Source organism: Streptomyces sp. NPDC058880 (genome assembly GCF_042742535.1).
Lineage (GTDB): Bacteria > Actinomycetota > Actinomycetes > Streptomycetales > Streptomycetaceae > Streptomyces.
Window position 1 is genome coordinate 46,885 of the sequence record NZ_JBHYMC010000028.1, and the last position, 22,385, is coordinate 69,269.

General features: G+C 71.2%; 20 protein-coding genes. 16 read left to right on the forward strand and 4 right to left on the reverse strand.

Features of this window, described 5'->3' with window-relative positions; all coding sequences use genetic code 11:
* Positions 1–2 precede the first annotated feature (2 nt).
* From pdxT to ACFW2G_RS18180, 10 genes are all read left to right on the forward strand, one after another.
* Positions 3–596: a pyridoxal 5'-phosphate synthase glutaminase subunit PdxT gene (gene pdxT, locus ACFW2G_RS18135; protein ID WP_037926049.1), complete on the forward strand. Its 594-nt coding sequence runs from the start codon at positions 3–5 to the stop codon at positions 594–596.
* Positions 597–653: 57 nt separating this feature from the next.
* The gene (locus ACFW2G_RS18140; RefSeq protein ID WP_037926051.1) at positions 654–1,406 is read left to right on the forward strand and encodes a YebC/PmpR family DNA-binding transcriptional regulator; all 753 of its coding nucleotides are present in this window, start codon (positions 654–656) and stop codon (positions 1,404–1,406) included.
* A 173-nt stretch (positions 1,407–1,579) separates the two neighbouring features.
* The gene (gene ruvC, locus ACFW2G_RS18145; protein ID WP_384580455.1) at positions 1,580–2,119 is read left to right on the forward strand and encodes a crossover junction endodeoxyribonuclease RuvC; all 540 of its coding nucleotides are present in this window, start codon (positions 1,580–1,582) and stop codon (positions 2,117–2,119) included.
* Positions 2,116–2,739 (forward strand): Holliday junction branch migration protein RuvA, encoded by a 624-nt coding sequence (gene ruvA / locus ACFW2G_RS18150; protein WP_384453519.1) that lies wholly within the window; start codon positions 2,116–2,118, stop codon positions 2,737–2,739. The genes ruvC and ruvA overlap by 4 nt, the downstream gene beginning before the upstream one ends.
* A gap of 136 nt (positions 2,740–2,875) precedes the next feature.
* Positions 2,876–3,937 (forward strand): Holliday junction branch migration DNA helicase RuvB, encoded by a 1,062-nt coding sequence (gene ruvB / locus ACFW2G_RS18155; RefSeq protein ID WP_037926063.1) that lies wholly within the window; start codon positions 2,876–2,878, stop codon positions 3,935–3,937.
* Between the two features lie 165 nt (positions 3,938–4,102).
* Entirely contained in the window at positions 4,103–4,546 is a 444-nt protein-coding gene (gene yajC, locus ACFW2G_RS18160) for a preprotein translocase subunit YajC (RefSeq protein ID WP_384453522.1), read from the forward strand.
* A gap of 153 nt (positions 4,547–4,699) precedes the next feature.
* Positions 4,700–6,478: a protein translocase subunit SecD gene (secD, locus tag ACFW2G_RS18165; RefSeq protein WP_384453525.1), complete on the forward strand. Its 1,779-nt coding sequence runs from the start codon at positions 4,700–4,702 to the stop codon at positions 6,476–6,478.
* 3 nt (positions 6,479–6,481) lie between these two features.
* Positions 6,482–7,537, forward strand: a complete 1,056-nt coding sequence (gene secF / locus ACFW2G_RS18170; RefSeq protein WP_384453528.1) for a protein translocase subunit SecF — start codon at positions 6,482–6,484, stop codon at positions 7,535–7,537.
* Positions 7,534–8,088 (forward strand): adenine phosphoribosyltransferase, encoded by a 555-nt coding sequence (locus tag ACFW2G_RS18175; RefSeq protein ID WP_078556867.1) that lies wholly within the window; start codon positions 7,534–7,536, stop codon positions 8,086–8,088. Before secF ends, ACFW2G_RS18175 begins: the two co-directional genes overlap by 4 nt.
* Before the next feature lie 200 nt (positions 8,089–8,288).
* Complete coding sequence (locus tag ACFW2G_RS18180; protein ID WP_384453533.1) at positions 8,289–10,739, forward strand: RelA/SpoT family protein; 2,451 nt, start codon at positions 8,289–8,291, stop codon at positions 10,737–10,739.
* Positions 10,740–10,806: 67 nt separating this feature from the next.
* On the opposite strand, the gene ACFW2G_RS18185 is transcribed toward ACFW2G_RS18180, so the two are convergent.
* Both ACFW2G_RS18185 and ACFW2G_RS18190 read right to left on the reverse strand, forming a co-directional pair.
* Positions 10,807–12,036, reverse strand: coding sequence for a DUF349 domain-containing protein (locus tag ACFW2G_RS18185; protein WP_037926079.1), 1,230 nt, complete (start codon positions 12,034–12,036; stop codon positions 10,807–10,809).
* Between the two features lie 190 nt (positions 12,037–12,226).
* Entirely contained in the window at positions 12,227–13,012 is a 786-nt protein-coding gene (locus ACFW2G_RS18190) for a peptidylprolyl isomerase (protein WP_037926082.1), read from the reverse strand.
* Positions 13,013–13,165: 153 nt separating this feature from the next.
* Between ACFW2G_RS18190 and ACFW2G_RS18195 the strand changes: the two genes are divergently transcribed.
* From ACFW2G_RS18195 to ACFW2G_RS18215, 5 genes are all read left to right on the forward strand, one after another.
* Positions 13,166–13,888 carry an MBL fold metallo-hydrolase gene (locus ACFW2G_RS18195; RefSeq protein ID WP_037926085.1) on the forward strand — a complete coding sequence of 241 codons (723 nt, stop codon included), beginning with the start codon at positions 13,166–13,168 and terminating at the stop codon, positions 13,886–13,888.
* A gap of 10 nt (positions 13,889–13,898) precedes the next feature.
* The gene (gene hisS / locus ACFW2G_RS18200) at positions 13,899–15,158 is read left to right on the forward strand and encodes a histidine--tRNA ligase (protein ID WP_384580453.1); all 1,260 of its coding nucleotides are present in this window, start codon (positions 13,899–13,901) and stop codon (positions 15,156–15,158) included.
* A 112-nt stretch (positions 15,159–15,270) separates the two neighbouring features.
* The gene (locus tag ACFW2G_RS18205) at positions 15,271–15,888 is read left to right on the forward strand and encodes a vitamin K epoxide reductase family protein (protein ID WP_037926091.1); all 618 of its coding nucleotides are present in this window, start codon (positions 15,271–15,273) and stop codon (positions 15,886–15,888) included.
* 95 nt (positions 15,889–15,983) lie between these two features.
* Complete coding sequence (locus ACFW2G_RS18210; protein WP_384580451.1) at positions 15,984–17,342, forward strand: replication-associated recombination protein A; 1,359 nt, start codon at positions 15,984–15,986, stop codon at positions 17,340–17,342.
* Positions 17,343–17,473: 131 nt separating this feature from the next.
* A complete protein-coding gene (locus tag ACFW2G_RS18215) occupies positions 17,474–18,379 on the forward strand; it encodes a DUF2199 domain-containing protein (RefSeq protein WP_384453541.1) in 906 nt (301 codons plus the stop codon).
* Between the two features lie 30 nt (positions 18,380–18,409).
* Here ACFW2G_RS18215 and ACFW2G_RS18220 read toward each other — a convergent pair whose 3' ends face one another.
* On the reverse strand, positions 18,410–19,321 hold the full coding sequence (locus ACFW2G_RS18220) for a DUF2470 domain-containing protein (RefSeq protein WP_384580449.1): 912 nt from the start codon (positions 19,319–19,321) through the stop codon (positions 18,410–18,412).
* Between the two features lie 55 nt (positions 19,322–19,376).
* On the opposite strand from ACFW2G_RS18220, the gene rpsD reads away from it, so the two are divergent.
* Positions 19,377–19,988: a 30S ribosomal protein S4 gene (gene rpsD / locus ACFW2G_RS18225; RefSeq protein WP_030026606.1), complete on the forward strand. Its 612-nt coding sequence runs from the start codon at positions 19,377–19,379 to the stop codon at positions 19,986–19,988.
* Between the two features lie 87 nt (positions 19,989–20,075).
* Here rpsD and ACFW2G_RS18230 read toward each other — a convergent pair whose 3' ends face one another.
* Entirely contained in the window at positions 20,076–22,289 is a 2,214-nt protein-coding gene (locus tag ACFW2G_RS18230) for an ATP-binding protein (protein WP_384580447.1), read from the reverse strand.
* Positions 22,290–22,385: the final 96 nt, after the last annotated feature.

Here is a 22,385-nt window from a genome sequence, read left to right on the forward strand (position 1 = left end):
ACATGACCAACACCCCCGTGATCGGTGTCCTGGCCCTCCAGGGCGACGTACGGGAGCACCTGATCGCCCTGGCCGCGGCGGACGCCGTGGCCAGGCCGGTCCGGCGCCCCGAGGAGCTCGCCGAGGTCGACGCCCTGGTGATCCCCGGCGGAGAGTCCACGACCATGTCGAAGCTCGCCGTGCTCTTCGGCATGCTGGAGCCGCTGCGCGAGCGCGTGGCCGCCGGCATGCCCGTGTACGGCACCTGCGCAGGCATGATCATGCTCGCCGACAAGCTCCTCGACGGCCGTGACGACCAGGAGACCCTGGGCGGCATCGACATGATCGTGCGCCGCAACGCCTTCGGCCGACAGAACGAGTCCTTCGAAGCGCAGGTCGACTTCGCGGGCATCGAGGGCGGACCCGTCGAGGGCGTCTTCATCCGCGCCCCGTGGGTCGAGTCCGTCGGCGGCGCCGCCGAGGTGCTCGCCACCTACGACGGCCACACGGTGGCCGTGCGCCAGGGCAACGTCCTGGCGACCTCGTTCCACCCCGAACTGACCGGCGACGACCGGGTCCACGCGTACTTCGTCGAGATGGTGCGCGCGGGGCTGTGACGAGCTCCCGGTAGGATCGGGGACGAACACTGTTGGTTACGCGAAGGAGACAGGCGGATGTCCGGCCACTCTAAATGGGCTACGACGAAGCACAAGAAGGCCGTGATCGATGCCAAGCGCGGCAAGCTCTTCGCGAAGCTGATCAAGAACATCGAGGTCGCGGCGCGCATGGGCGGTGCCGACATCGACGGCAACCCGACGCTTTTCGACGCGGTCCAGAAGGCCAAGAAGCAGTCGGTCCCGAACAAGAACATCGACTCCGCGGTCAAGCGCGGCGGCGGCCTCGAGGCCGGCGGCGCCGACTACGAGACGATCATGTACGAGGGCTACGGTCCGAACGGTGTCGCGGTGCTCATCGAGTGCCTCACCGACAACCGCAACCGCGCCGCGTCCGACGTCCGTGTCGCCATGACCCGCAACGGCGGCTCGATGGCCGACCCGGGCTCGGTCTCGTACCTGTTCAACCGCAAGGGTGTCATCATCCTGCCCAAGGCCGAGCTCACCGAGGACGACGTCCTCGGCGCGGTGCTGGAGGCCGGTGCCGAAGAGGTCAACGACAACGGCGACACCTTCGAGATCATCAGTGAGGCCACCGACCTGGTCGCGGTCCGCACCGCGCTCCAGGACGCCGGCATCGACTACGACTCGGCCGACTCCAGCTTCGTCCCGACCATGCAGGTCGAGCTCGACGAAGAGGGCGCCCGCAAGATCTTCAAGCTGATCGACGCGCTTGAGGACAGCGACGACGTCCAGAACGTCTTCGCCAACTTCGACGTCTCGGACGAGGTCATGGAGAAGGTCGACGCGTAGGGCGGCCGCGCACCGAGCGGATCCGGCGGGCCGGTGGGGACACGTCCCCCCGGCCCGCCGCCGTTGTCAGTGCCAGCGGATAGCCTGACGGCGTCGGCGGGTCCGCGCCGGCGGTCCGCAGCCCACAGGGCCCGCGGAGGCGGCAGGGTCCTTGCGGTGAAGAGGGGTGGGCGGTGCGGGTACTGGGCGTGGACCCGGGGCTGACACGATGCGGGGTCGGCGTGGTCGAAGGCGCCGCCGGTCGCCCCCTCACCATGCTCGGCGTGGGGGTGGTGCGGACGCCCGCCGACGCCGATCTGGCCCACCGGCTCGTCGCCGTCGAGCAGGGCATCGAGGAATGGCTCGACACGCACCGGCCCGAAGTCGTCGCCGTGGAGCGGGTCTTCAGCCAGCACAACGTCAGCACCGTGATGGGCACCGCCCAGGCGAGCGCCGTCGCGATGCTCTGCGCCGCCCGCCGCGGGATACCGGTCGCCCTGCACACCCCCAGCGAGGTCAAGGCCGCCGTCACCGGCAGCGGCCGGGCCGACAAGGCCCAGGTCGGCGCGATGGTCACCCGCTTGCTGCGGCTGTCCGGACCGCCCCGGCCCGCCGATGCGGCCGACGCCCTGGCGCTGGCCGTCTGCCACATCTGGCGGGCCCCTGCCGTCAACCGCCTCCAGGAGGCGGTCGCCCAGCACGCCCAGCACGCCCCGAAAGGCCGTACCCGATGATCGCCTTCGTCAACGGCGTGGTCGCCGCGCTCACCCCCGCCCTCGCCGTGATCGAGGTCGGGGGAGTGGGTATGGCCGTGCACTGCACGCCGAACACCATCGCCGGCCTGCGCGTGGGGGAGCAGGCCCGGCTGGCGACCTCCCTGGTCGTCCGGGAGGACTCGCTGACCCTGTACGGCTTCGCCGACGACGACGAGCGCCAGGTCTTCGAACTCCTGCAGACCGCGAGCGGCGTCGGACCACGCGTGGCGCAGGCCATGCTCGGCGTGCACACCCCCGACGCCCTGCGGGCGGCCTTCGCCTCCGGCGACGCCAAGGCGCTGACGGCGGTGCCGGGCATCGGGCCGAAGGGCGCGCAGAAGCTGCTGCTCGAACTCAAGGGCAAGCTGGGCGCACCCGCCCCGGTCGTGGGCGCCCAGCGGGCGGTCGCAGCGGCGCCCGCACCCTGGACCGAGCAGCTCACGGCCGCTCTGATCGGCCTCGGCTACGCCTCACGGGAGGCGGAGGAGGCCGTGGTGATCGTGACCCCGCAGGCGGAGGCCGCCATCGCCTCCGGCGGCTCGGCCCCCGTGCCCCAGTTGCTGCGGGCGGCCCTCCAGTCCCTGAACCGCGCCCGCTGACGGGGCCGGCAACGGCGCGGGGCGCACACGCCCCGGCCCGCACGCAGGGCGGCAGCCCACGCCGCCCGGCGCAGGCGCGCGATCCGCGGGCACCCCGGACCGACCACCGCAATGACGCAGAAGGCAGACTGACAGCGTGAACTGGGATGACGAGAGCGACGACCGGATCGTGGCCGCCGCGGCGGATGGTGAGGACACCGCGGTCGAGGCGGCCCTGCGCCCCAAGGACCTGGGGGAGTTCGTCGGCCAGGAGAAGGTCCGCCAGCAGCTGGACCTGGTCCTGAAGGCGGCCAAGCAGCGCGGGGCCACGGCGGACCACGTCCTGCTGTCGGGCGCCCCCGGACTCGGCAAGACCACCCTGTCCATGATCATCGCAGCCGAGATGGGGGCACCCATTCGGATCACCTCCGGCCCCGCCATCCAGCACGCCGGGGACCTCGCCGCGATCCTGTCCTCCCTCCAGGAGGGCGAAGTCCTCTTCCTCGACGAGATCCACCGCATGTCCCGGCCCGCCGAGGAGATGCTCTACATGGCCATGGAGGATTTCCGCGTCGACGTGATCGTCGGCAAGGGGCCCGGGGCCACCGCGATCCCGCTGGAGCTGCCGCCCTTCACCCTGGTCGGCGCCACGACCCGGGCCGGACTGCTGCCTCCGCCGCTGCGCGACCGCTTCGGCTTCACCGGCCACATGGAGTTCTACGCCCCCGAGGAACTGGAGCGCGTCGTCCACCGCTCCGCCCGCCTCCTCGATGTGGAGATCGACACCGCCGGTGCGGCCGAGATCGCCGGACGCTCGCGGGGCACCCCGCGCATCGCCAACCGCCTGCTGCGCCGCGTGCGCGACTACGCCCAGGTCCGGGCGGACGGGGCGATCAACCGGGAGGTCGCCGCCAGCGCCCTGCAGGTGTACGAGGTGGACGCCCGCGGTCTCGACCGGCTGGACCGGGCCGTTCTGGAGGCGCTCCTGAAACTGTTCGGGGGTGGGCCCGTGGGGCTGTCCACCCTCGCCGTGGCGGTGGGGGAGGAGCGGGAGACCGTCGAGGAGGTCGCGGAACCCTTCCTGGTCCGTGAGGGACTGCTCGCGCGCACCCCCAGGGGCCGGGTCGCGACCCCCGCCGCCTGGGCTCACCTGGGCCTTGTCGCACCGCAGCACGGCGGAAGCGGATCAACGGGGCAACAGGGCCTGTTCGGGCCATGACGGCGCGGAGGTTCGCCCCCTCAGGAACTGCGGTGCCATGCTGGGCGTTGTTCCATCGGTGCGGACTCGCCTAGACTCCGCCGATGCCGACCCTTCGGGTCGGCGTGCCCACCCCCGTAGAAAAGGCCGCCGTCCGCGTGCGGTCGTGCGAAGGATTTCCGTCCCGTGAATCTCGTGACACTCCTCCCGTTCATCGTGCTCATCGGGGCGATGTTCCTGATGACCCGCTCCGCGAAGAAGAAGCAGCAGCAGGCCGCGCAGATGCGCGACCAGATGACGCCCGGCACCGGGGTCCGCACCATCGGCGGCATGTACGCCACGGTGAAGGAGATCGGTGACGACACGGTCACCCTTGAGGTGGCTCCCGGCGTCCACGCGATCTACGCGAAGAACGCCATCGGCGCCGTACTGGAGGACGCGGAGTACAACCGCATCGTTCACGGCATCGACGACGTGACGACCGACACGCCCGCCGTGCCGGACGACGTCTCGTCCCTCACCAAGGACGAGGACGGGTCGCCGAAGCTGGACCTGGGCAAGAAGGACGAGCCCAAGGGCGACGACAAGCCCGAGGACGGCAAGGCCGACGGCGAGGCCGGCGCGAAGTAGCGCGCGGCCGGGGACCGTGCGGTCGCCCGACCGGCGGTCGGCACGGTCCCCGTCAGTGACACTTCTGCGGGGGGCAGGGGTCCCCACCACACATTTCGTGGCCGTCCGCGCGCTGACCCGGCGCGGGACGGTTGGACAGGGAGAAACGACAAGGTGGCAGCACCGAAGAAGGGCCGGCGGCCCACGGGGGCTCAGGGGAGGCCGGGGCGCGCCCTGGCGATCATCCTGATCGCGATGGTGGCGCTCACCGCGGGGATGTTCCTCTCCCATCAGACGACTCCCCGGCTGGGCATCGACCTCGCCGGCGGCACGAGCATCACGCTCAAGGCCAAGAGCGAGCCCGGCAAAGAGAACGCCGTCAACGAGACCAACATGAACACGGCGGTCGGCATCATCGAGCGCCGCGTCAACGGCCTCGGTGTCTCCGAGGCCGAGGTCCAGACGCAGGGCCGCGACCACATCATCGTGAACATCCCCAAGGGGATGAACGAGAAGCAGGCGCGCGAGCAGGTCGGTACCACCGCCCAGCTCTACTTCCGCCCGGTCATCGCGTTCGCGGACGGCGCCCCCGCCGCTCCCGAGGGCGCCCAGAGCCCGAGCCCCTCCGCGAGCGGCTCCGGTGCTCCCGAGGCCCAGGACGGGAACAAGACCAGCCCGTCCGCCACCCCGTCGTCCAGCGCCACTTCCCAGGGCCGCGCGCTCAGCGAGGGCCTCAAGGCCCCGAACGCGCCCACTCCCACGCCGTCGGCGAGCGAGTCGAAGAAGGCAGACGACAAGGCGGATCCGTCGCCGTCCGCGAGTGCTCCCGCAGCCGACCCGGCCGCCGCGGACCTGCAGGCCCGGTTCGCCGCGCTCGACTGCACGAACGAAGAGCAGCGCGCGAACGTCGGCAAGGGCGTCAAGCCCACCGACCCGACGCTCGCCTGCGGTCAGCGCGGCGACCAGTGGGGCAAGTGGATCCTGGGCCCGGCCGCGGTCGAGGGCAAGGACGTCAAGAGCGCCCGGGGCGAGATCGACCCGCAGTCGGGCCAGTGGATCGTCACGATGAACTTCAACGACCACGGCGCCGACGCCTTCGCGAAGGTCACCGGCGAGCTGGCGGCCAAGCAGATGCCGCAGAACCAGTTCGCGATCGTCCTCGACGGCGACGTCATCTCCGACCCGTCGGTCAGCACCGCGATCACCGGCGGCAACGCACAGATCTCCGGTGGCTTCAACCAGCAGTCCGCGCAGGACCTGGGCAACATGCTCTCGTACGGCGCCCTGCCGCTGTCCTTCCAGGAGGACAGCGTCACCACCGTCACCGCCGCGCTCGGCGGCGAGCAGCTGCGCGCCGGTCTGATCGCCGGTGCGATCGGCCTGCTCCTCGTGGTGGTGTACCTGCTGGTCTACTACCGCGGTCTGGCCTTCATCGCGATCATCAGCCTTCTGGTCTCTGCGATCCTGACCTACACGATCATGGCGCTGCTGGGCAAGGGCATCGGCTTCGCCCTGAACCTGCCGGCCGTGTGTGGTGCGATCGTGGCCATCGGCATCACCGCAGACTCGTTCATCGTGTACTTCGAGCGCATCCGTGACGAGATCCGCGAGGGCCGCACCCTGCGTCCGGCCGTCGAGCGCGCCTGGCCGCGTGCCCGCCGTACGATCCTGGTCTCCGACTTCGTGTCGTTCCTCGCCGCCGCGGTGCTGTTCATCGTCACCGTCGGCAAGGTGCAGGGCTTCGCCTTCACGCTGGGTCTGACCACCCTGCTCGACGTGGTCGTGGTGTTCCTCTTCACCAAGCCCGTCATGACGCTCCTGGCGCGCACGAAGTTCTTCTCCAGCGGTCACCCGTGGTCCGGGCTGGACCCGAGGCGGCTGGGCGCCAAGCCCCCGCTGCGCAGCTCCCGGCGCACCGCCGCACCCGCCCCCGTCGAAGCAAAGGAGGCGTGAGAGATGTCGAAGCTGGGAGATCTCGGCGCCAAGCTGTACCGCGGTGAGGTCGGCTACGACTTCGTCGGCAAGCGCTTTCTCTGGTACGGCGTTTCCATCCTGATCACCATCACGGCGATCGTCGCCCTGGCCGTCCAGGGCCTCAACATGGGCATCGAGTTCAAGGGCGGAGCCGTCTTCACCACCCCGAAGACGGCCGTCTCGGTCGCCGGTGTCACGGAGGCCGCGGAGAAGGCCTCCGGCCACGACGCGATCGTCCAGGAACTCGGCACCGGCGGCATGCGCATCCAGATCTCCGGTCTGGACACCGACGCCGCGACCGACGTGAAGAAGGAACTGGCCACCGACCTCAAGGTGAGCGAGGCCGACATCAACGCCGATCTGGTCGGCCCCAGCTGGGGTGAGCAGATCGCGAACAAGGCCTGGACCGGCCTCGGCGTCTTCATGGTCCTCGTGGTGATCTACCTCGCCATCGCCTTCGAATGGCGCATGGCCGTCGCCGCGCTGATCGCCCTGATCCACGACCTCACCATCACCGTCGGCGTGTACGCGCTCGTCGGCTTCGAGGTCACCCCGGGCACCGTCATCGGTCTGCTGACCATCCTCGGTTACTCCCTCTACGACACCGTCGTCGTCTTCGACGGTCTCAAGGAGGGCTCGAAGGACATCACCAAGCAGACCCGCTACACCTTCAGCGAGATCGCCAACCGCAGCATCAACGGCACCCTGGTCCGTTCGATCAACACCACGGTCGTGGCGCTGCTCCCGGTCGCGGCCCTGCTGTTCATCGGCGGCGGTTTCCTGGGCGCCGGCATGCTGAACGACATCTCGCTGTCGCTGTTCGTCGGCCTCGCGGCCGGTGCGTACTCCTCGATCTTCATCGCGACCCCGCTGGTCGTGGACCTCAAGGAGCGCGAGCCGGCCATGAAGGCGCTGAAGAAGCGGGTGCTCGCCAAGCGCGCGTCCGCAGCGGCCAAGGGCGAGTCCCCCGAGGACGCGCAGGGCTCCGACGAGCCGCAGGTCGTGTCGCAGGGCCGTCAGCCCGGGCGGCGACGTTGACCGGGCCGCTGTCCGACCAGGTACGGGCCCTCCTGCTCAGCCGCATCAAGGACGTGGCGGACTACCCGAAGCCGGGCGTGATGTTCAAGGACATCACCCCGCTCCTGGCGGACCCCGAGGCGTTCGGTGCGCTGACCGGAGCGCTCGTGGAGCTGGCCGGGCTGTACGGCGCGACGAAGATCGTCGGCCTGGAGGCGCGCGGGTTCATCCTCGCGGCGCCGGTGGCCGTGCAGGCCGGAATCGGCTTCGTGCCGGTCCGCAAGGCCGGCAAGCTGCCGGGGGCGACGCTCGCGCAGTCGTACGAGCTGGAGTACGGCGCGGCCGAGATCGAGGTCCACGCGGAGGACCTGTCCGTGGGCGACCGGGTCATGGTCATCGACGACGTGCTGGCCACCGGCGGTACGGCGGAGGCATCCCTGTCGCTGATCCGGCGGGCCGGGGCCGAGGTCGCCGGGGTGGCGGTCCTGATGGAGCTGTCGTTCCTCCCGGGCCGGGCCAAGCTGGTCGGTTCCCTGGCGGGAGCACCGCTGGACGCGCTGATCGTGGTCTGAGCGCTTCGACCGCGCCCCCCCGTACGAGGCGGCGGGCATCCGGAATCCTCCGGGTGCCCGCCGCTCGCGTGCCCGGGCCGTTGCGGCAGGCTGGGCGAACGGGGTGACCCAACCCTCGCTACGATGGGTTATCCGGACCGGACACGGGCACCGGATCCTCCCCCGGAGTCCGCCTGGGGGGACCCCCGTGAGGAGCGCTCTTGCCAGACGAGGCCCAGCCCATCTCCGCCGCGCAGCCCGACCCGCGGGCCGAGCAGGCCACGGCGGCCGCTGCCACGCCCCCGCCGGCCCCGCCGGTCAAGCCTGCGCCCAAGCCGGCACCGGTCAAGCCCGCGCCCGCGAAGTCGGCCGCGTCCTCCAACCGGGTGCGTGCCCGCCTGGCCCGCCTCGGCGTGCAGCGCTCGAATCCGTACAACCCGGTACTGGAGCCGCTGCTGCGCATAGTCCGCGGCAACGACCCCAAGATCGAGACGTCGACGCTGCGCCAGCTGGAGCAGGCCTACCAGGTGGCCGAGCGCTGGCACCGCGGCCAGAAGCGCAAGAGCGGCGATCCGTACATCACGCATCCGCTCGCGGTCACCACCATCCTCGCCGAGCTCGGCATGGACCCGGCCACCCTCATGGCCGGTCTGCTGCACGACACCGTCGAGGACACCGAGTACGGCTTGGAGGACCTGCGCCGCGACTTCGGTGACGCAGTGGCGCTCCTCGTCGACGGGGTCACCAAGCTCGACCGGGTGAAGTTCGGCGAGGCGGCCCAGGCCGAGACCGTCCGCAAGATGGTCGTGGCCATGGCGAAGGACCCGCGCGTCCTGGTCATCAAGCTCGCCGACCGGCTGCACAACATGCGCACGATGCGCTACCTCAAGCGGGAGAAGCAGGAGAAGAAGGCCCGCGAGACCCTTGAGATCTATGCTCCGCTGGCGCACCGGCTGGGCATGAACACGATCAAGTGGGAGCTTGAGGACCTCTCCTTCGCGATCCTCTACCCGAAGATGTACGACGAGATCGTGCGCCTGGTCGCCGAGCGGGCCCCCAAGCGCGACGAGTACCTCGCCCTCGTCACGGACGAGGTCCAGGTGGACCTCAGAGCCGCCCGGATCAAGGCCACCGTCACGGGCCGCCCCAAGCACTACTACAGCGTCTACCAGAAGATGATCGTCCGCGGCCGCGACTTCGCGGAGATCTACGACCTGGTGGGCATCCGCGTCCTCGTCGATACCGTCCGTGACTGCTACGCGGCCCTCGGCACGGTGCACGCGCGCTGGAATCCGGTCCCGGGCCGGTTCAAGGACTACATCGCGATGCCCAAGTTCAACATGTACCAGTCGCTCCACACGACGGTCATCGGGCCCAGCGGCAAGCCCGTCGAACTGCAGATCCGCACCTTCGACATGCACCGCCGCGCCGAGTACGGCATCGCCGCGCACTGGAAGTACAAGCAGCAGACCGTGGCGGGGACCTCCAAGGTGCGCACCGACGTCCCGCAGGCCGCCAAGGGCAGCGCCGGCCAGGACACCGTCAACGACATGGCCTGGCTGCGCCAGCTGCTGGACTGGCAGAAGGAGACCGAGGACCCGGGCGAGTTCCTCGACTCGCTGCGCTTCGACCTCTCGCGCAACGAGGTCTTCGTGTTCACTCCCAAGGGCGACGTCATAGCGCTGCCCGCCGGAGCCACCCCGGTGGACTTCGCGTACGCCGTCCACACCGAGGTCGGCCACCGGACGATAGGCGCCCGGGTCAACGGCCGCCTGGTCCCGCTGGAGTCCACCCTGGACAACGGCGACCTGGTCGAGGTCTTCACCTCGAAGGCCGAGGGCGCCGGACCGTCCCGCGACTGGCTGGGCTTCGTGAAGTCCCCGCGCGCCCGGAACAAGATCCGTGCCTGGTTCTCCAAGGAACGCCGGGACGAGGCCATCGAGCACGGCAAGGACGCCATCGCCCGGGCCATGCGCAAGCAGAACCTGCCGATCCAGCGCATCCTGACCGGCGACTCGCTCGTGACCCTCGCGCACGAGATGCGCTACCCCGACATCTCCTCCCTGTACGCGGCCATCGGCGAGGGCCACGTGGCCGCGCAGGGCGTCGTGCAGAAGCTGGTGGCCGCGCTCGGCGGAGAGGAGGCGGCCAACGAGGACATCGAGGAATCGATCCCGCCCGCGCGGGCCCGCAGCAAGCGGCGCAGCAACGCCGACCCGGGCGTCGTCGTCAAGGGCGTCGACGACGTGTGGGTCAAGCTGGCCCGCTGCTGCACCCCGGTGCCGGGCGACCCGATCATCGGCTTCGTCACCCGCGGCAGTGGCGTATCGGTTCACCGCGCGGACTGCGTCAACGTCGACTCCCTCTCCCAGCAGCCCGAGCGGATGCTGGAGGTCGAGTGGGCGCCCACCCAGTCCTCGGTCTTCCTGGTCGCCATCCAGGTCGAGGCGCTGGACCGGTCCCGGCTGCTGTCGGACGTCACACGGGTCCTGTCCGACCAGCACGTCAACATCCTGTCGGCCGCCGTCCAGACCTCCCGCGACCGGGTGGCCACCTCCCGGTTCACCTTCGAGATGGGCGACCCCAAGCACCTGGGGCACGTCCTGAAGGCCGTCAGGGGCGTGGAGGGCGTCTACGACGTCTACCGCGTCACCTCGGCCCGCCGGCCGTAGCGGACAGAAGCGAGGGCCCCGGTACGGAAGATCCGTACCGGGGCCCTCGTCGTACCGGGGCTTCGGCTCAGCCGCCGAACTCCTCCAGGCCCTTCAGCGCCTGGTCCAGCAGGGCCTGGCGGCCCTCCAGCTCACGCGCCAGCTTGTCGGCCTTGGCGTTGTTGCCCGCGGCGCGCGCCGCGTCGATCTGCTCGCGCAGCTTGTCGACGGCCGCCTGGAGCTGCCCGGTCAGGCCGGCCGCACGGGCCCGCGCCTCCGGGTTCGTACGGCGCCACTCGCCCTCCTCGGCCTCCTGGATCGCCCGCTCCACGGCGTGCATCCGGCCCTCGACCTTCGGCCGGGCGTCGCGCGGCACGTGGCCGATGCCCTCCCAGCGCTCGTTGAGGGAGCGGAATGCGGCACGGGCCGCCTTCAGGTCCGTCACGGGGACGAGCTTCTCGGCCTCGTCGGCCAGCTCCTCCTTGAGCTTCAGGTTCTCGATCTGCTCGGCGTCACGCTCCGCGAAGACCTCGCTGCGGGCCGCGAAGAAGATGTCCTGCGCACCACGGAAACGGTTCCACAGGTCGTCCTCGGCCTCGCGCTGCGCCCGGCCCGCCGCCTTCCAGTCCGCCATCAGTTCGCGGTAGCGGGCGGCCGTCGGGCCCCAGTCGGTCGACTTCGACAGCGCCTCGGCCTCCGAGACCAGCTTCTCCTTGACCTTGCGGGCATCCTCGCGCTGCGCGTCCAGCGAGGCGAAATGCGCCTTGCGGCGCTTGGAGAAGGCGGAACGGGCGTGCGAGAACCGGTGCCACAGCTCGTCGTCCGACTTGCGGTCCAGCCGCGGCAGGCCCTTCCAGATGTCCACCAGGGCGCGCAGCCGCTCGCCGGCGCTGCGCCACTGGTCGCTCTGGGCCAGCTGCTCGGCCTCGGCGACCAGCGCGTCCTTGGCCGCGCGGGCCTCATCCGCCTGCTTGGCCTTCTGGACCTTGCGCTCCTCGCGCCGGGACTCCACGGTCTCGACCAGCTTGTCCAGCCGCACGCGCAGGGCGTCCAGGTCGCCCACGGCGTGGTGCTCGTCGACCTGCGCACGCAGGTGGTCGATCGCCGTCTGGGCGTCCTTGGCGGACAGATCAGTGGTCCGCACCCGCTTTTCGAGGAGGCCGATCTCGACCACCAGGCCCTCGTACTTGCGCTCGAAGTAGGCCAGGGCCTCCTCGGGGGTGCCCGCCTGCCACGAACCGACGACCTTCTCGCCATCGGAAGTACGCACGTACACGGTGCCCGTCTCGTCGACTCGGCCCCACGGGTCGCTGCTCACAGCGCCTCCTCCACCTGATGCCTTGCGAGGGGCTCACCCCCTGGGCATCGTCCACAGTTTCCTGGGGCGGGCAGCGCCCGCCCTGCACAACGCCAACATAGGCGACCGCCGGGCCGGCTGTCCGCATCCCGCACGACGCAATCTCGGCGTACGCGAGCGGGCCGGCCGGCGCCGGGGCCGCATCACCCCGTCAGTTCTGGGTGACCGTGCCCTTCTCGATCTTGATCTCGGTCTTCGGCGCACCGTCCTGGCCACCGTCGACCGTACCGGCCTTGGCGATCTCCTCCAGGACCTTCAGGCCGTTCGCGTCGATCTTGCCGAACGGCGTGTAGGTCGGCGTCAGCGGGCTGTCCTTGTAGACCAGGAAGAACTGGCTGCCGCCCGAACCGGGCTGGCCGGTGTTGGCCATCGCCACGGTGCCCGCCGGGTACACGACCTGGCCCTGCTCGTTCGCCTTGCCCAGCGAGTCCAGGTTCTCGTCCGGGATGGTGTACCCGGGGCCGCCCCGGCCGGTGCCCTCGGGGTCGCCGCACTGGAGCACGAAGATGCCGCCGGCCGTCAGCCGGTGGCACTTGGTGTTGTCGAAGTAGCCCTTGTCGGCGAGCGACTTGAAGGAGTTCACCGTCTGCGGGGTCTTCGCCGCGTCCATCGCGAAGTTGATGTCGCCGGCACTGGTCTTCAGCGCGAAGGTGTACTGGCCCTTCTGGTCGATCGCCATCTCCGGCGAGGGCGACTGCTTGGGCTCCGGCGGCGTCGCCGAGGCCGACGGGTCCGCCGCCGCGTCCTTGGTGTCCTTGTCCGAATCGAAGACACCGCCCACGATCAGGCCGACCAGCGTCGCGACCACCACGGCGACCGCGGCTCCGATCACCGCCGCCCGCTGACGGCTCTTCCTCCGGGCCTCCGCGCGGCGCTTCTGCTGGCGCTCGTACTTCTCCCTGGCGAGCTGTCGCCGCCGCTGATCGCTCGTGACCACCGGGTCGTCTCCTTGTACGTGTCTGATACTGCTGTCCGGGCTGGGATAGGCCGTACCGTATATGGGTTCGCTGTGTAATGAGCGGCGCCGGTAGGCTCTGAGCAGCAGGATTCCCACCTGCACCCTCCCGCCGGACGACGATTGAGGACGAACGTGCTGATTGCCGGGTTCCCCGCAGGCGCTTGGGGCACCAACTGCTACGTGGTCGCCCCCGCCGCCGGCGAGGAGTGCGTGATCATCGACCCGGGCCACCAGGCCGCCCAGGGCGTCGAGGAAACGCTGAAGAAGCATCGGCTCAAGCCCGTCGCGGTCGTTCTGACCCACGGCCACATCGATCATGTGGCCTCGGTGGTCCCGGTGTGCGGAGCACACGACGTACCGGCCTGGATCCACCCCGAGGACCGCTACATGATGAGCGACCCGGAGAAGGCGCTCGGCCGCTCGATCGGGATGCCCCTCATGGGAGAGCTCACCGTGGGGGAACCGGACGACGTCCGCGAGCTGGCCGACGGCGCCACCCTGAAATTGGCCGGAATGGACTTCTCCGTGGCCCACGCCCCGGGCCATACCAAGGGGTCGGTGACCTTCCGGATGCCCGAGCTGGCCGACATCCCGCCGGTCTTCTTCTCGGGCGACCTGCTCTTCGCCGGCTCCATCGGACGAACCGACCTGCCGGGCGGCTCCCACACCGAGATGCTCGACTCGCTGGCCCGCGTGTGCCTGCCGCTCGACGACTCGACCGTGGTGCTGTCCGGCCACGGTCCCCAGACCACCATCGGCCGCGAGCGCGCGACCAACCCGTATCTGCGGGAGGTCGCCGCCGGCCCGGCAGCGAGCCCCCACCAGGGCGCGCCCGCTCCACGACGAGGAATGTGACGAGAGCTTCGTGGCTACTTTTCAGGCCCCCAAGGGCACGTACGACCTGATCCCGCCGGTCTCCGTGAAGTACCTGGCGGTGCGCGAGGCCATCGCGGCCCCGCTGCGCAACTCCGGCTACGGCTACATCGAGACCCCCGGCTTCGAGGACGTGGGCCTCTTCGCCCGCGGTGTCGGGGAGTCCACCGACATCGTCTCCAAGGAGATGTACGCCTTCGAGACCAAGGGCGGTGACCAGCTGGCCCTGCGCCCGGAGGGAACCGCCTCCGTGCTGCGCGCCGCCCTGGAGGCGAGCCTGCACAAGAAGGGCAACCTGCCGGTCAAGCTCTGGTACTCCGGCTCCTACTACCGCTACGAGAAGCCGCAGGCGGGCCGCTACCGCCACTTCTCGCAGGTAGGCGCCGAGGCGATCGGCGCCGAGGACCCGGCGCTGGACGCCGAGCTGATCATCCTCGCCGACCAGGCGTACCGCTCGCTCGGCCTGCGCAACTTCCGGATCCTGCTCAACTCGCTGGGCGACAAGGAGTGCCGCCCGGTGTACCGGGAGGCGCTGCAGTCCTTCCTGCGGGGCCTGGACCTGGACGAGGAGACCGTCCGCCGCGCCGAGATCAACCCGCTGCGCGTCCTCGACGACAAGCGGTCCGAAGTCCAGAAGCAGCTGGTCGGGGCGCCGGTGCTGCGCGACTACCTGTGCGACGCGTGCAAGGCGTACCACGAGGACGTGCGGGCGCTGGTGACGGCGGCCGGCGTCGCCTTCGAGGACGACGAGAAGCTGGTGCGCGGCCTGGACTACTACACGCGGACCACCTTCGAGTTCGTGCACGGCGGTCTGGGCTCGCAGTCCGCGGTCGGCGGCGGCGGCCGGTACGACGGCCTGTCCGAGATGATCGGCGGACCGGCGCTGCCCTCGGTGGGCTGGGCGCTCGGGGTGGACCGCACGGTGCTGGCCCTGGAGGCCGAGGGCGTCGAGCTCGACATCCCGGCGTCGACGTCCCTGTTCGCGGTGGCCCTGGGCGAGGCCAAGGCCACCGTGTTCGGCCTGGTGACACAGCTGCGCAAGGCGGGCGTCGCCGCGGACATGTCGTACGGGGGCAAGGGCCTCAAGGGCGCCATGAAGGACGCGAACCGCAGCGGTGCCCGCTTCGCGGTCGTCGCGGGAGACCGCGACCTCGCCGAGGGCGTCGTCCAGCTGAAGGACATGGAGTCCGGCGAGCAGACGGCCGTGCCCGTCACCGAGCTGATCGACACGGTCAAGGCCCGCCTGGCCTGAGCGGGCGGGATGTCGGACGGGGCCGGGGATCCTTCCCCGGCCCCGTCCGTTCACAGACTCGTACGGCACAATGACCCGTGCTTGATCACCTTGCAGATGTGGAGCGGGCGGTATGACGACACGAAGCACGGACGCGGACACCGCCGGGGGCAGGGCCTTCGGGGCGAGCCGGGCGCTGGCCCTGCTGCTGGTGATCACGGGGGCCGCAGGTCTGCTCGCCGCATGGGTCATCACGATCGACAAGTTCAAGCTGCTGGAGGACCCGAACTTCACGCCGGGCTGCAGCCTCAATCCGGTCGTCTCCTGCGGCAACATCATGAAGAGCGACCAGGCGTCCGTGTTCGGCTTCCCGAACCCCATGCTCGGCCTGGTCGCCTACGGCATCGTGATCTGCGTCGGCATGAGCATCCTGGCCGGAGCCCGGTTCCGCCGCTGGTACTGGCTCACCTTCAACGCCGGCACTCTCTTCGGCGTCGTCTTCTGCGCCTGGCTCACCTACCAGTCGCTCTACAACATCAACGCGCTGTGCCTGTGGTGCTGCCTCGCCTGGGTCGCCACCATCCTGATGTTCTGGTATGTCACCTCGCACAACGTCCGCGCGGGCCTGCTGCCGGCGCCGGGCTGGCTCAGGAGCTTCTTCGGCGAGTTCACCTGGGTGCTGCCCGCGTTGCACATCGGGATCATCGGGATGCTGATCCTGACCCGCTGGTGGGACTTCTGGACCTCCTGACCGCGGACCGACCGCGGACCGACCGCACAGGGGCTGCGGACCGGCCGCGTGCCGACGGCGGCCGCCCTGTCGGCGGACTCGCTTAGGCTTCCGGTGTGGAACCAGACCTGTTCACCGCCGCCGCCGAAGAGCGCCAGGAGAAGGACCCCGCGAGCTCGCCGCTCGCCGTCCGGATGCGCCCGCGCACCCTGGACGAGGTCGTCGGCCAGCAGCACCTGCTCAAGCCCGGATCACCGCTGCGGCGACTGGTCGGGGAAGGAGCGGGCGGACCGGCCGGCGCCTCCTCGGTGATCCTCTGGGGCCCGCCCGGGATCGGGAAGACGACCCTCGCCTACGTGGTCAGCCAGGCCACGCAGAAGCGGTTCGTGGAGCTCTCCGCGATCACGGCGGGCGTCAAGGAGGTACGGGCCGTCATCGAGGGCGCGCGCCGCGCGGCCGGGGGCTACGGCAAGGAGACGGTGCTCTTCCTCGACGAGATCCACCGCTTCAGCAAGGCCCAGCAGGACTCCCTGCTGCCGGCCGTCGAGAACCGCTGGGTGACGCTGATCGCGGCCACCACGGAGAACCCGCACTTCTCGATCATCTCGCCGCTGCTGTCGCGCTCCCTGCTGCTGACTCTGGAGCCGCTCACCGACGACGACCTGAGCGCGCTGATGCGGCGCGCACTCACGGAGGAGCGCGGCCTGGCCGGGGCGGTGACCCTGCCGCGGGACGCCGAAACTCACCTGCTGAGGATCGCTGGCGGCGACGCCCGGCGCGCACTGACCGCGTTGGAGGCCGGAGCGGGCTCGGCCCTCGCCAAGGGCGAGGGGGAGATCACCCTCAGGACCCTGGAGGAGGCGGTGGACCGGGCGGCCGTCCGCTACGACCGGGACGGCGACCAGCACTACGACGTGGCGAGCGCGCTGATCAAGTCGATCCGCGGCTCCGACGCGGACGCCGCGCTGCACTACCTCGCGCGGATGATCGAGGCGGGGGAGGACCCCCGGTTCATCGCGCGCCGTCTGATGATCTCCGCGAGCGAGGACATCGGCCTGGCGGACCCCACCGCGCTGCCGATCGCGGTGGCGGCGGCCCAGGCGGTGGCGATGATCGGCTTTCCGGAGGCCGCGCTGACGCTCTCGCACGCCACGATCGCCCTGGCCCTGGCCCCCAAGTCGAACACCGCCACGACCGCGATCGGCGCCGCGCTGGCCGACGTGCGGGCGGGCCTGACCGGCTCGGTCCCGCCGCACCTGCGCGACGGGCACTACAAGGGCGCGGCCGGTCTCGGCCATGCGGTCGGGTACGTGTACCCGCACGACGTGCCGGGCGCCATCGCGGCCCAGCAGTACGCCCCGGACGAGATCCAGGGCAAGCGGTACTACGAGCCGACCCGCTACGGCGCCGAGGCCCGTTACGCGGACGTGGTGGAGAAGGTCCGCGAGCGCCTGCGCGGCACCGACCGCGGCTGAGGCGTCCGCCGCGGGGCGGCTGTCCGATCCGGTGCCCCGCGAGGCGGGGCCAGGGCCCGTACCGGGCGCACGTGCGCGGGCGGGCTCTCCGGCGGATCACCGGTCCGCCGGACAGGCCCTAGGCTGCCCGGATGACCACGGACCTTCCCACCTGTGCCTGCTGCGGCGACGCCCTTGCCGACGAGCGCCGTATCGACTTCGGCTTCAACCTGCCCGACGCCGCCGTCGGCGCGCCCGAGGAGGCCGTCCACCGGCTCGGCGTGCGCGCCCTGCTCCGGGTGGACGGTGTCGGCTGTTTCATACGCTGCCTGCTGCCCGTCCGGCTGACCCACGACACCGAGCTCGTCCTCGGGGCCTGGCTGGAGGTGGACGACGCCACCCTGCGGCGCGCCCACGAGGTGTGGGAGCAGCCCGGCTACGCGGACCTGTCCGTCGAGGGCACCTTCGCCAACCGGATCCAGCCCTGGGGCGACGACCTGCTCGGGGCCCCGGTCACCGCGAAGGTCGCCGACCCGGAGGAACTGCCCCAGGTCACCGACGTGCGCCACCCGGTGGCCTCCCGCGTCCTGACCCGGACCTGGGACCGCGACCACGTCCTCAGCCGCTTCCCGTACCCGCTGCCCGTGGACGTGCGCACCGACCTCGGCGGCCGCTGGTCGGTCCTGCGCACCGCCGGCCTCACCGCCTCCTTCGCCGACGGAACGGACCACTTCACCGCGCCGGACCGTAGCGCCGCCGTCAACCTCATGCGGGACGAGGTCCCCGGCCGCGCCCCCGGAGACTTCCTCACGGCGCTGCTGTCCGGCGCTCCCGATACCCGGCCCGCCCAGCGCGTGCGCGAGCCGATGGGCGGGGGAGTGCGGTACGCGTTCTGGCTGACCCCGCAGGACCACGGCCGGCCGCGCCACGAGTTCTACGGCATGGCCGTCGCACCCGGCATCGCCGCGGGGATCTTCTGCACCTACGAGGACCCTGCCGACCTGGACTGGGCCCAGCGGATCTGGCGCTCGCTCGATCACGCCCTGAACACCCTCTGACCGGCCCGCGGGCGCGCCGGCCGGCCGCCCTCAGGGCGAGGCGGCCGCGAAGAGGGCGCGCATCGCCCGGCGCAGGCCGCAGACGTCCGCCACCGGCTCGGGGAAGTCGAAACGGGCGTCGAAGCAGCCGCCGGCGCCGCCGCCGGTGAAGCGGACGCGCAGGCCCGTCCGGTCCAGGGCGAGCGGGACCGCCGTCATCCCCCGCGCCTCGCGGCCGCCGAGCAGGTCGCACAGTCCGCCGATCCGGTCGCCGTGGGAGGCGTGCAGGTGCTGGAGGAGCTCGGCCTCGTGCGGGGACACCGGGTCCGGCTCCGCCGCGGCCAGGTCCTCGGGGTCCACGTGCTCGGCGCCCCACAGGTCGTCCACCGTGATCTCGCCGACCTCCAGGCGCAGCATCATCCAGGCGGGGCGGCCCGTGTACGGGGCGCTCCGGGACTCGTCCAGGCCCAGCAGCTCGCCCACCGGATGGCGCTCGGCGAGCAGCGCGGCGCACCGGGCGCGGTCGTGCCCGCGGACCGGCGTCAGCCACCCGGCCAGCCACGCACGGCCTCGGATACGATGGGGCACGGACACCGGCGCCACATCCGTGATCTCGATCACGGCGGTGAGGTCGTCGTCCTGGGCGTGAGCGGCTGCCGCGGCAGCCGCGGATTCCCCGGAAACAAGGAGAATCACGTCCCCGTCCGGGGTGACGGTCCGTGCGACCGGCAGCCCTGTCCCGAACTCCTCGGGCCCGTGACTGTCACGAGCACCGATCAGCGTGAGGGATACTGAGGCGTTGGACTCTACGAGGGTTCGTACGCGTTCGGCTCCGGTGAGCTGCCGAACGCCTTCCCTGGGACGCGGCTGACCTTGCTTATCGTCGGCGCAAGCGGATTCTGTTTCGTTGGAATCCGAACTGCGTTGCGCACTGGGCAGGGGGATCCCATGTGGTCGAGACATTACGTCCTCCTCGCTAAGGTAAGCCTCACCTAACTTACATGGAGGTAGGTTCCCCGTGAACCAGAAGCGACCCAAGGTCAAGAAGTCTCGCGCCCTCGGCATCGCCCTGACGCCGAAGGCCGTCAAGTACTTCGAGGCCCGCCCCTACCCGCCGGGCGAGCACGGCCGTGGCCGCAAGCAGAACTCGGACTACAAGGTCCGTCTGCTGGAGAAGCAGCGTCTGCGCGCTCAGTACGACATCTCCGAGCGCCAGATGGCCCGCGCGTACGACCGCGCCAAGAAGGCCGAGGGTAAGACGGGCGAGGCGCTGGTCGTCGAGCTCGAGCGTCGTCTCGACGCCCTGGTCCTGCGTTCGGGCATCGCCCGCACGATCTACCAGGCCCGCCAGATGGTCGTTCACGGCCACATCGAGGTCAACGGCGCCAAGGTCGACAAGCCGTCGTTCCGTGTCCGCCCGGACGACGTCATCACCGTGCGCGAGCGCAGCCGCGAGAAGGTTCCGTTCCAGGTCGCCCGTGAGGGTGGCTACGCAGGCGAGGGCGAGACCCCGCGCTACCTGCAGGTCAACCTGAAGGCCCTGGCCTTCCGCCTGGACCGCGACCCGAACCGCAAGGAAATCCCGGTCATCTGCGACGAGCAGCTCGTCGTCGAGTACTACGCCCGCTGATCTTCCGGCAGGCGTAGCCCTCACCGGCTGGTGGAAACCCGCCGCCCCTTTCGGGGCGGCGGGTTTTCCGCTGTTCGGGTACAGACCCTACGGCTGATCCGCCGCCGCCGTGCTGCGCGGGACCCGCGGGCTCGGCGTTTCGCCCCGTGCCGCCGGACCCGGCACCCGTGCCGCCCCGCGCAGCGCCCGCACCACCAGCGCGTCCCGGGACAGCGCCCGCCCCTCGGCCGCGCACGCCGCGAAGCGCTCGGCGCCCAGCGCCGCGCCTGCCCGCTCCGTGCACGTCAGCCGTGGCGCGTTGAAGTACCCCGAGCCGAACAGCCGCAGCCCCACCCCGTCCCACATCGGCTCCGCCGCACCCTGGAGCACGGCGGCCTCGGTCGGATCGCCCTCGGCGACCCTGACCAGAGCGAGCAGCTCCAGCGCGAGGACCAGCCCGACCAGGTCGTCGAAGGTGTGGTTGATCTCCACGCTCTCGGTCAGCAGCTGCCGGGCCTCCTGCGTGCCGCCCGCCTCCAGGGCCGCGTACGCCAACACGTAGAGGGCGTACGCCTTCGTCCAGCGCTCCCCGCGCTCCTCGCAGATCTCCCGGACGTCCCCGCACAGCGCCAGCGCACCCGGCAGGTCCCCGAGGAAGGCCAGCGCCATCCCCAGCTCGACCTGGCACATCAGCACGTTGCTGTTGAGTTCCCCGGCCGCCCGGTATCGCTCCAGCGCCTCACCCAGCAGCTCCCTGGCCCGGGCCATGTCGTCCGAGACGAGCGCCAGACAGCCCAGCCGGTGCACCGCGTACGCTGCCGCCACCCGGTTCCCGCTGCGCGCCGCCGCGTCCCGGCACTCGTACAGAGCGCACATCGAGGCCGTCGCATCGCCCTGCAGGGCCGCCACGTAGCCCAGCACCCACAGGGCCTTCAGCCGGGAGCTCTCATACTCCGCCGGCTGCCCGCCCGCGGGGTCCAGGGTGCGGTCCAGCCAGTGCCGGCCCTCGGTCAGGCGCCCGCACCCCGCCCAGTAGAACCACAGGGTGCCGGCCAGGTACTGGCCCAGGTGCAGTTCGTCCGGCTCGTCCAGGCAGCACTCCAGGGCGAGCCGCAGGTTCGGCAGCTCCGCCTCCACCAGGGCCGCCACCTCGTGCTGGCGCGGGCTGAACCAGTCCAGCTCGCACCAGGTCGCCAGCCCCATGTACCAGTCGCGGTGCCGCCGCCGCAGCCGCGCCGCGTCGCCCAGGGACTCCAGCCAGCCCGCCCCGTACAGCCGTACGGTCTCCAGCATCCGGAACCGCACCCCGGCGGGCGTCTCCTCCCGGACCAGCAGGGACTGCGCGAGGAGCTCGCCCACCAGGTCCAGCACGCCCTCCGCCGGCAGATCGGGCCCGGCGCACACGTACTCGGCGGCGTCGAGGTCGAACCGGCCCGAGAACACCGACAGCCGAGCCCACAGCAGCCGCTCCGCCGGGGTGCACAGCTCGTGGCTCCAGCCGATGGCCGAACGCAGCGCCCGGTGCCGAGGGAGCCCTCCGCGCGCACCGCCCGTCAGCAGCCCGAAGCGGTCCTCCAGTCGGGCGAGCACCTGGGCCGGGGACAGCGTCCGCAGCCGGCCCGCCGCCAGCTCCAGAGCGAGCGGGATCCCGTCGAGGCGGGCGCACACCTCCACGAGCGCGGCCCGGTCGGGCCCCGTGACCGCGAAGGCCGGGTCGGCGGCGACCGCCCGTGCCTCCAGCAGCGCGAGCGCCTCCTGTGGGTCCGGCGGGGCGAGCGGAAACGTCCGCTCCCCGTCCACCTCCAGCGGGCGCCGGCCCGCCGCGAGCACCTGGAGGCCGGGGGAGCGCAACAGGAGTTCCCGCACCAGAGCGGCTGTCTCGTCCACCAACTGCTCGAAGCCGTCCAGGACCAGCAGCAACCGCTTGTCGGCCAGGTGTGCGGCCAGCACGGTCCGGGGCGGCCGCGTCGTGTGGTCGGTGAGCCCGAGCGCCTGTGCGAGCGTCACCTCCAGCAGTGCCGGATCCCGTACGCAGGCCAGCTCGGCCAGCCAGACCCCGTCGCAGTAGCGTTCCTCCGCCGGAACGTGCGCCCCCTGTGCACCGTGCGCTCCGGTCGCCGACCGGGCGGCCTCGGCGGCCGACCGGGCCGCCGCGAGAACCAGCCGGGACTTGCCGACCCCGCCCACGCCCGTCACGGTCACCAGCCGCGACACCTCCAGCAGGCCCCCCAGCTCGGCGAGTTCGCCACCCCGCCCGATGAACCCGCTCAGCTCCGAGGGAAGATTGCCCCGGGCGGTACGTGGAAGGGGTCTGTGTCGCATGGGACACGGAGCGTACTGGTCCGGATGCACTCCGTCCAAGAAGGGTGACCTCGCCCCCGTATTCGGGTAGGGCCGGGGATCCCCGGCGCGATAGGG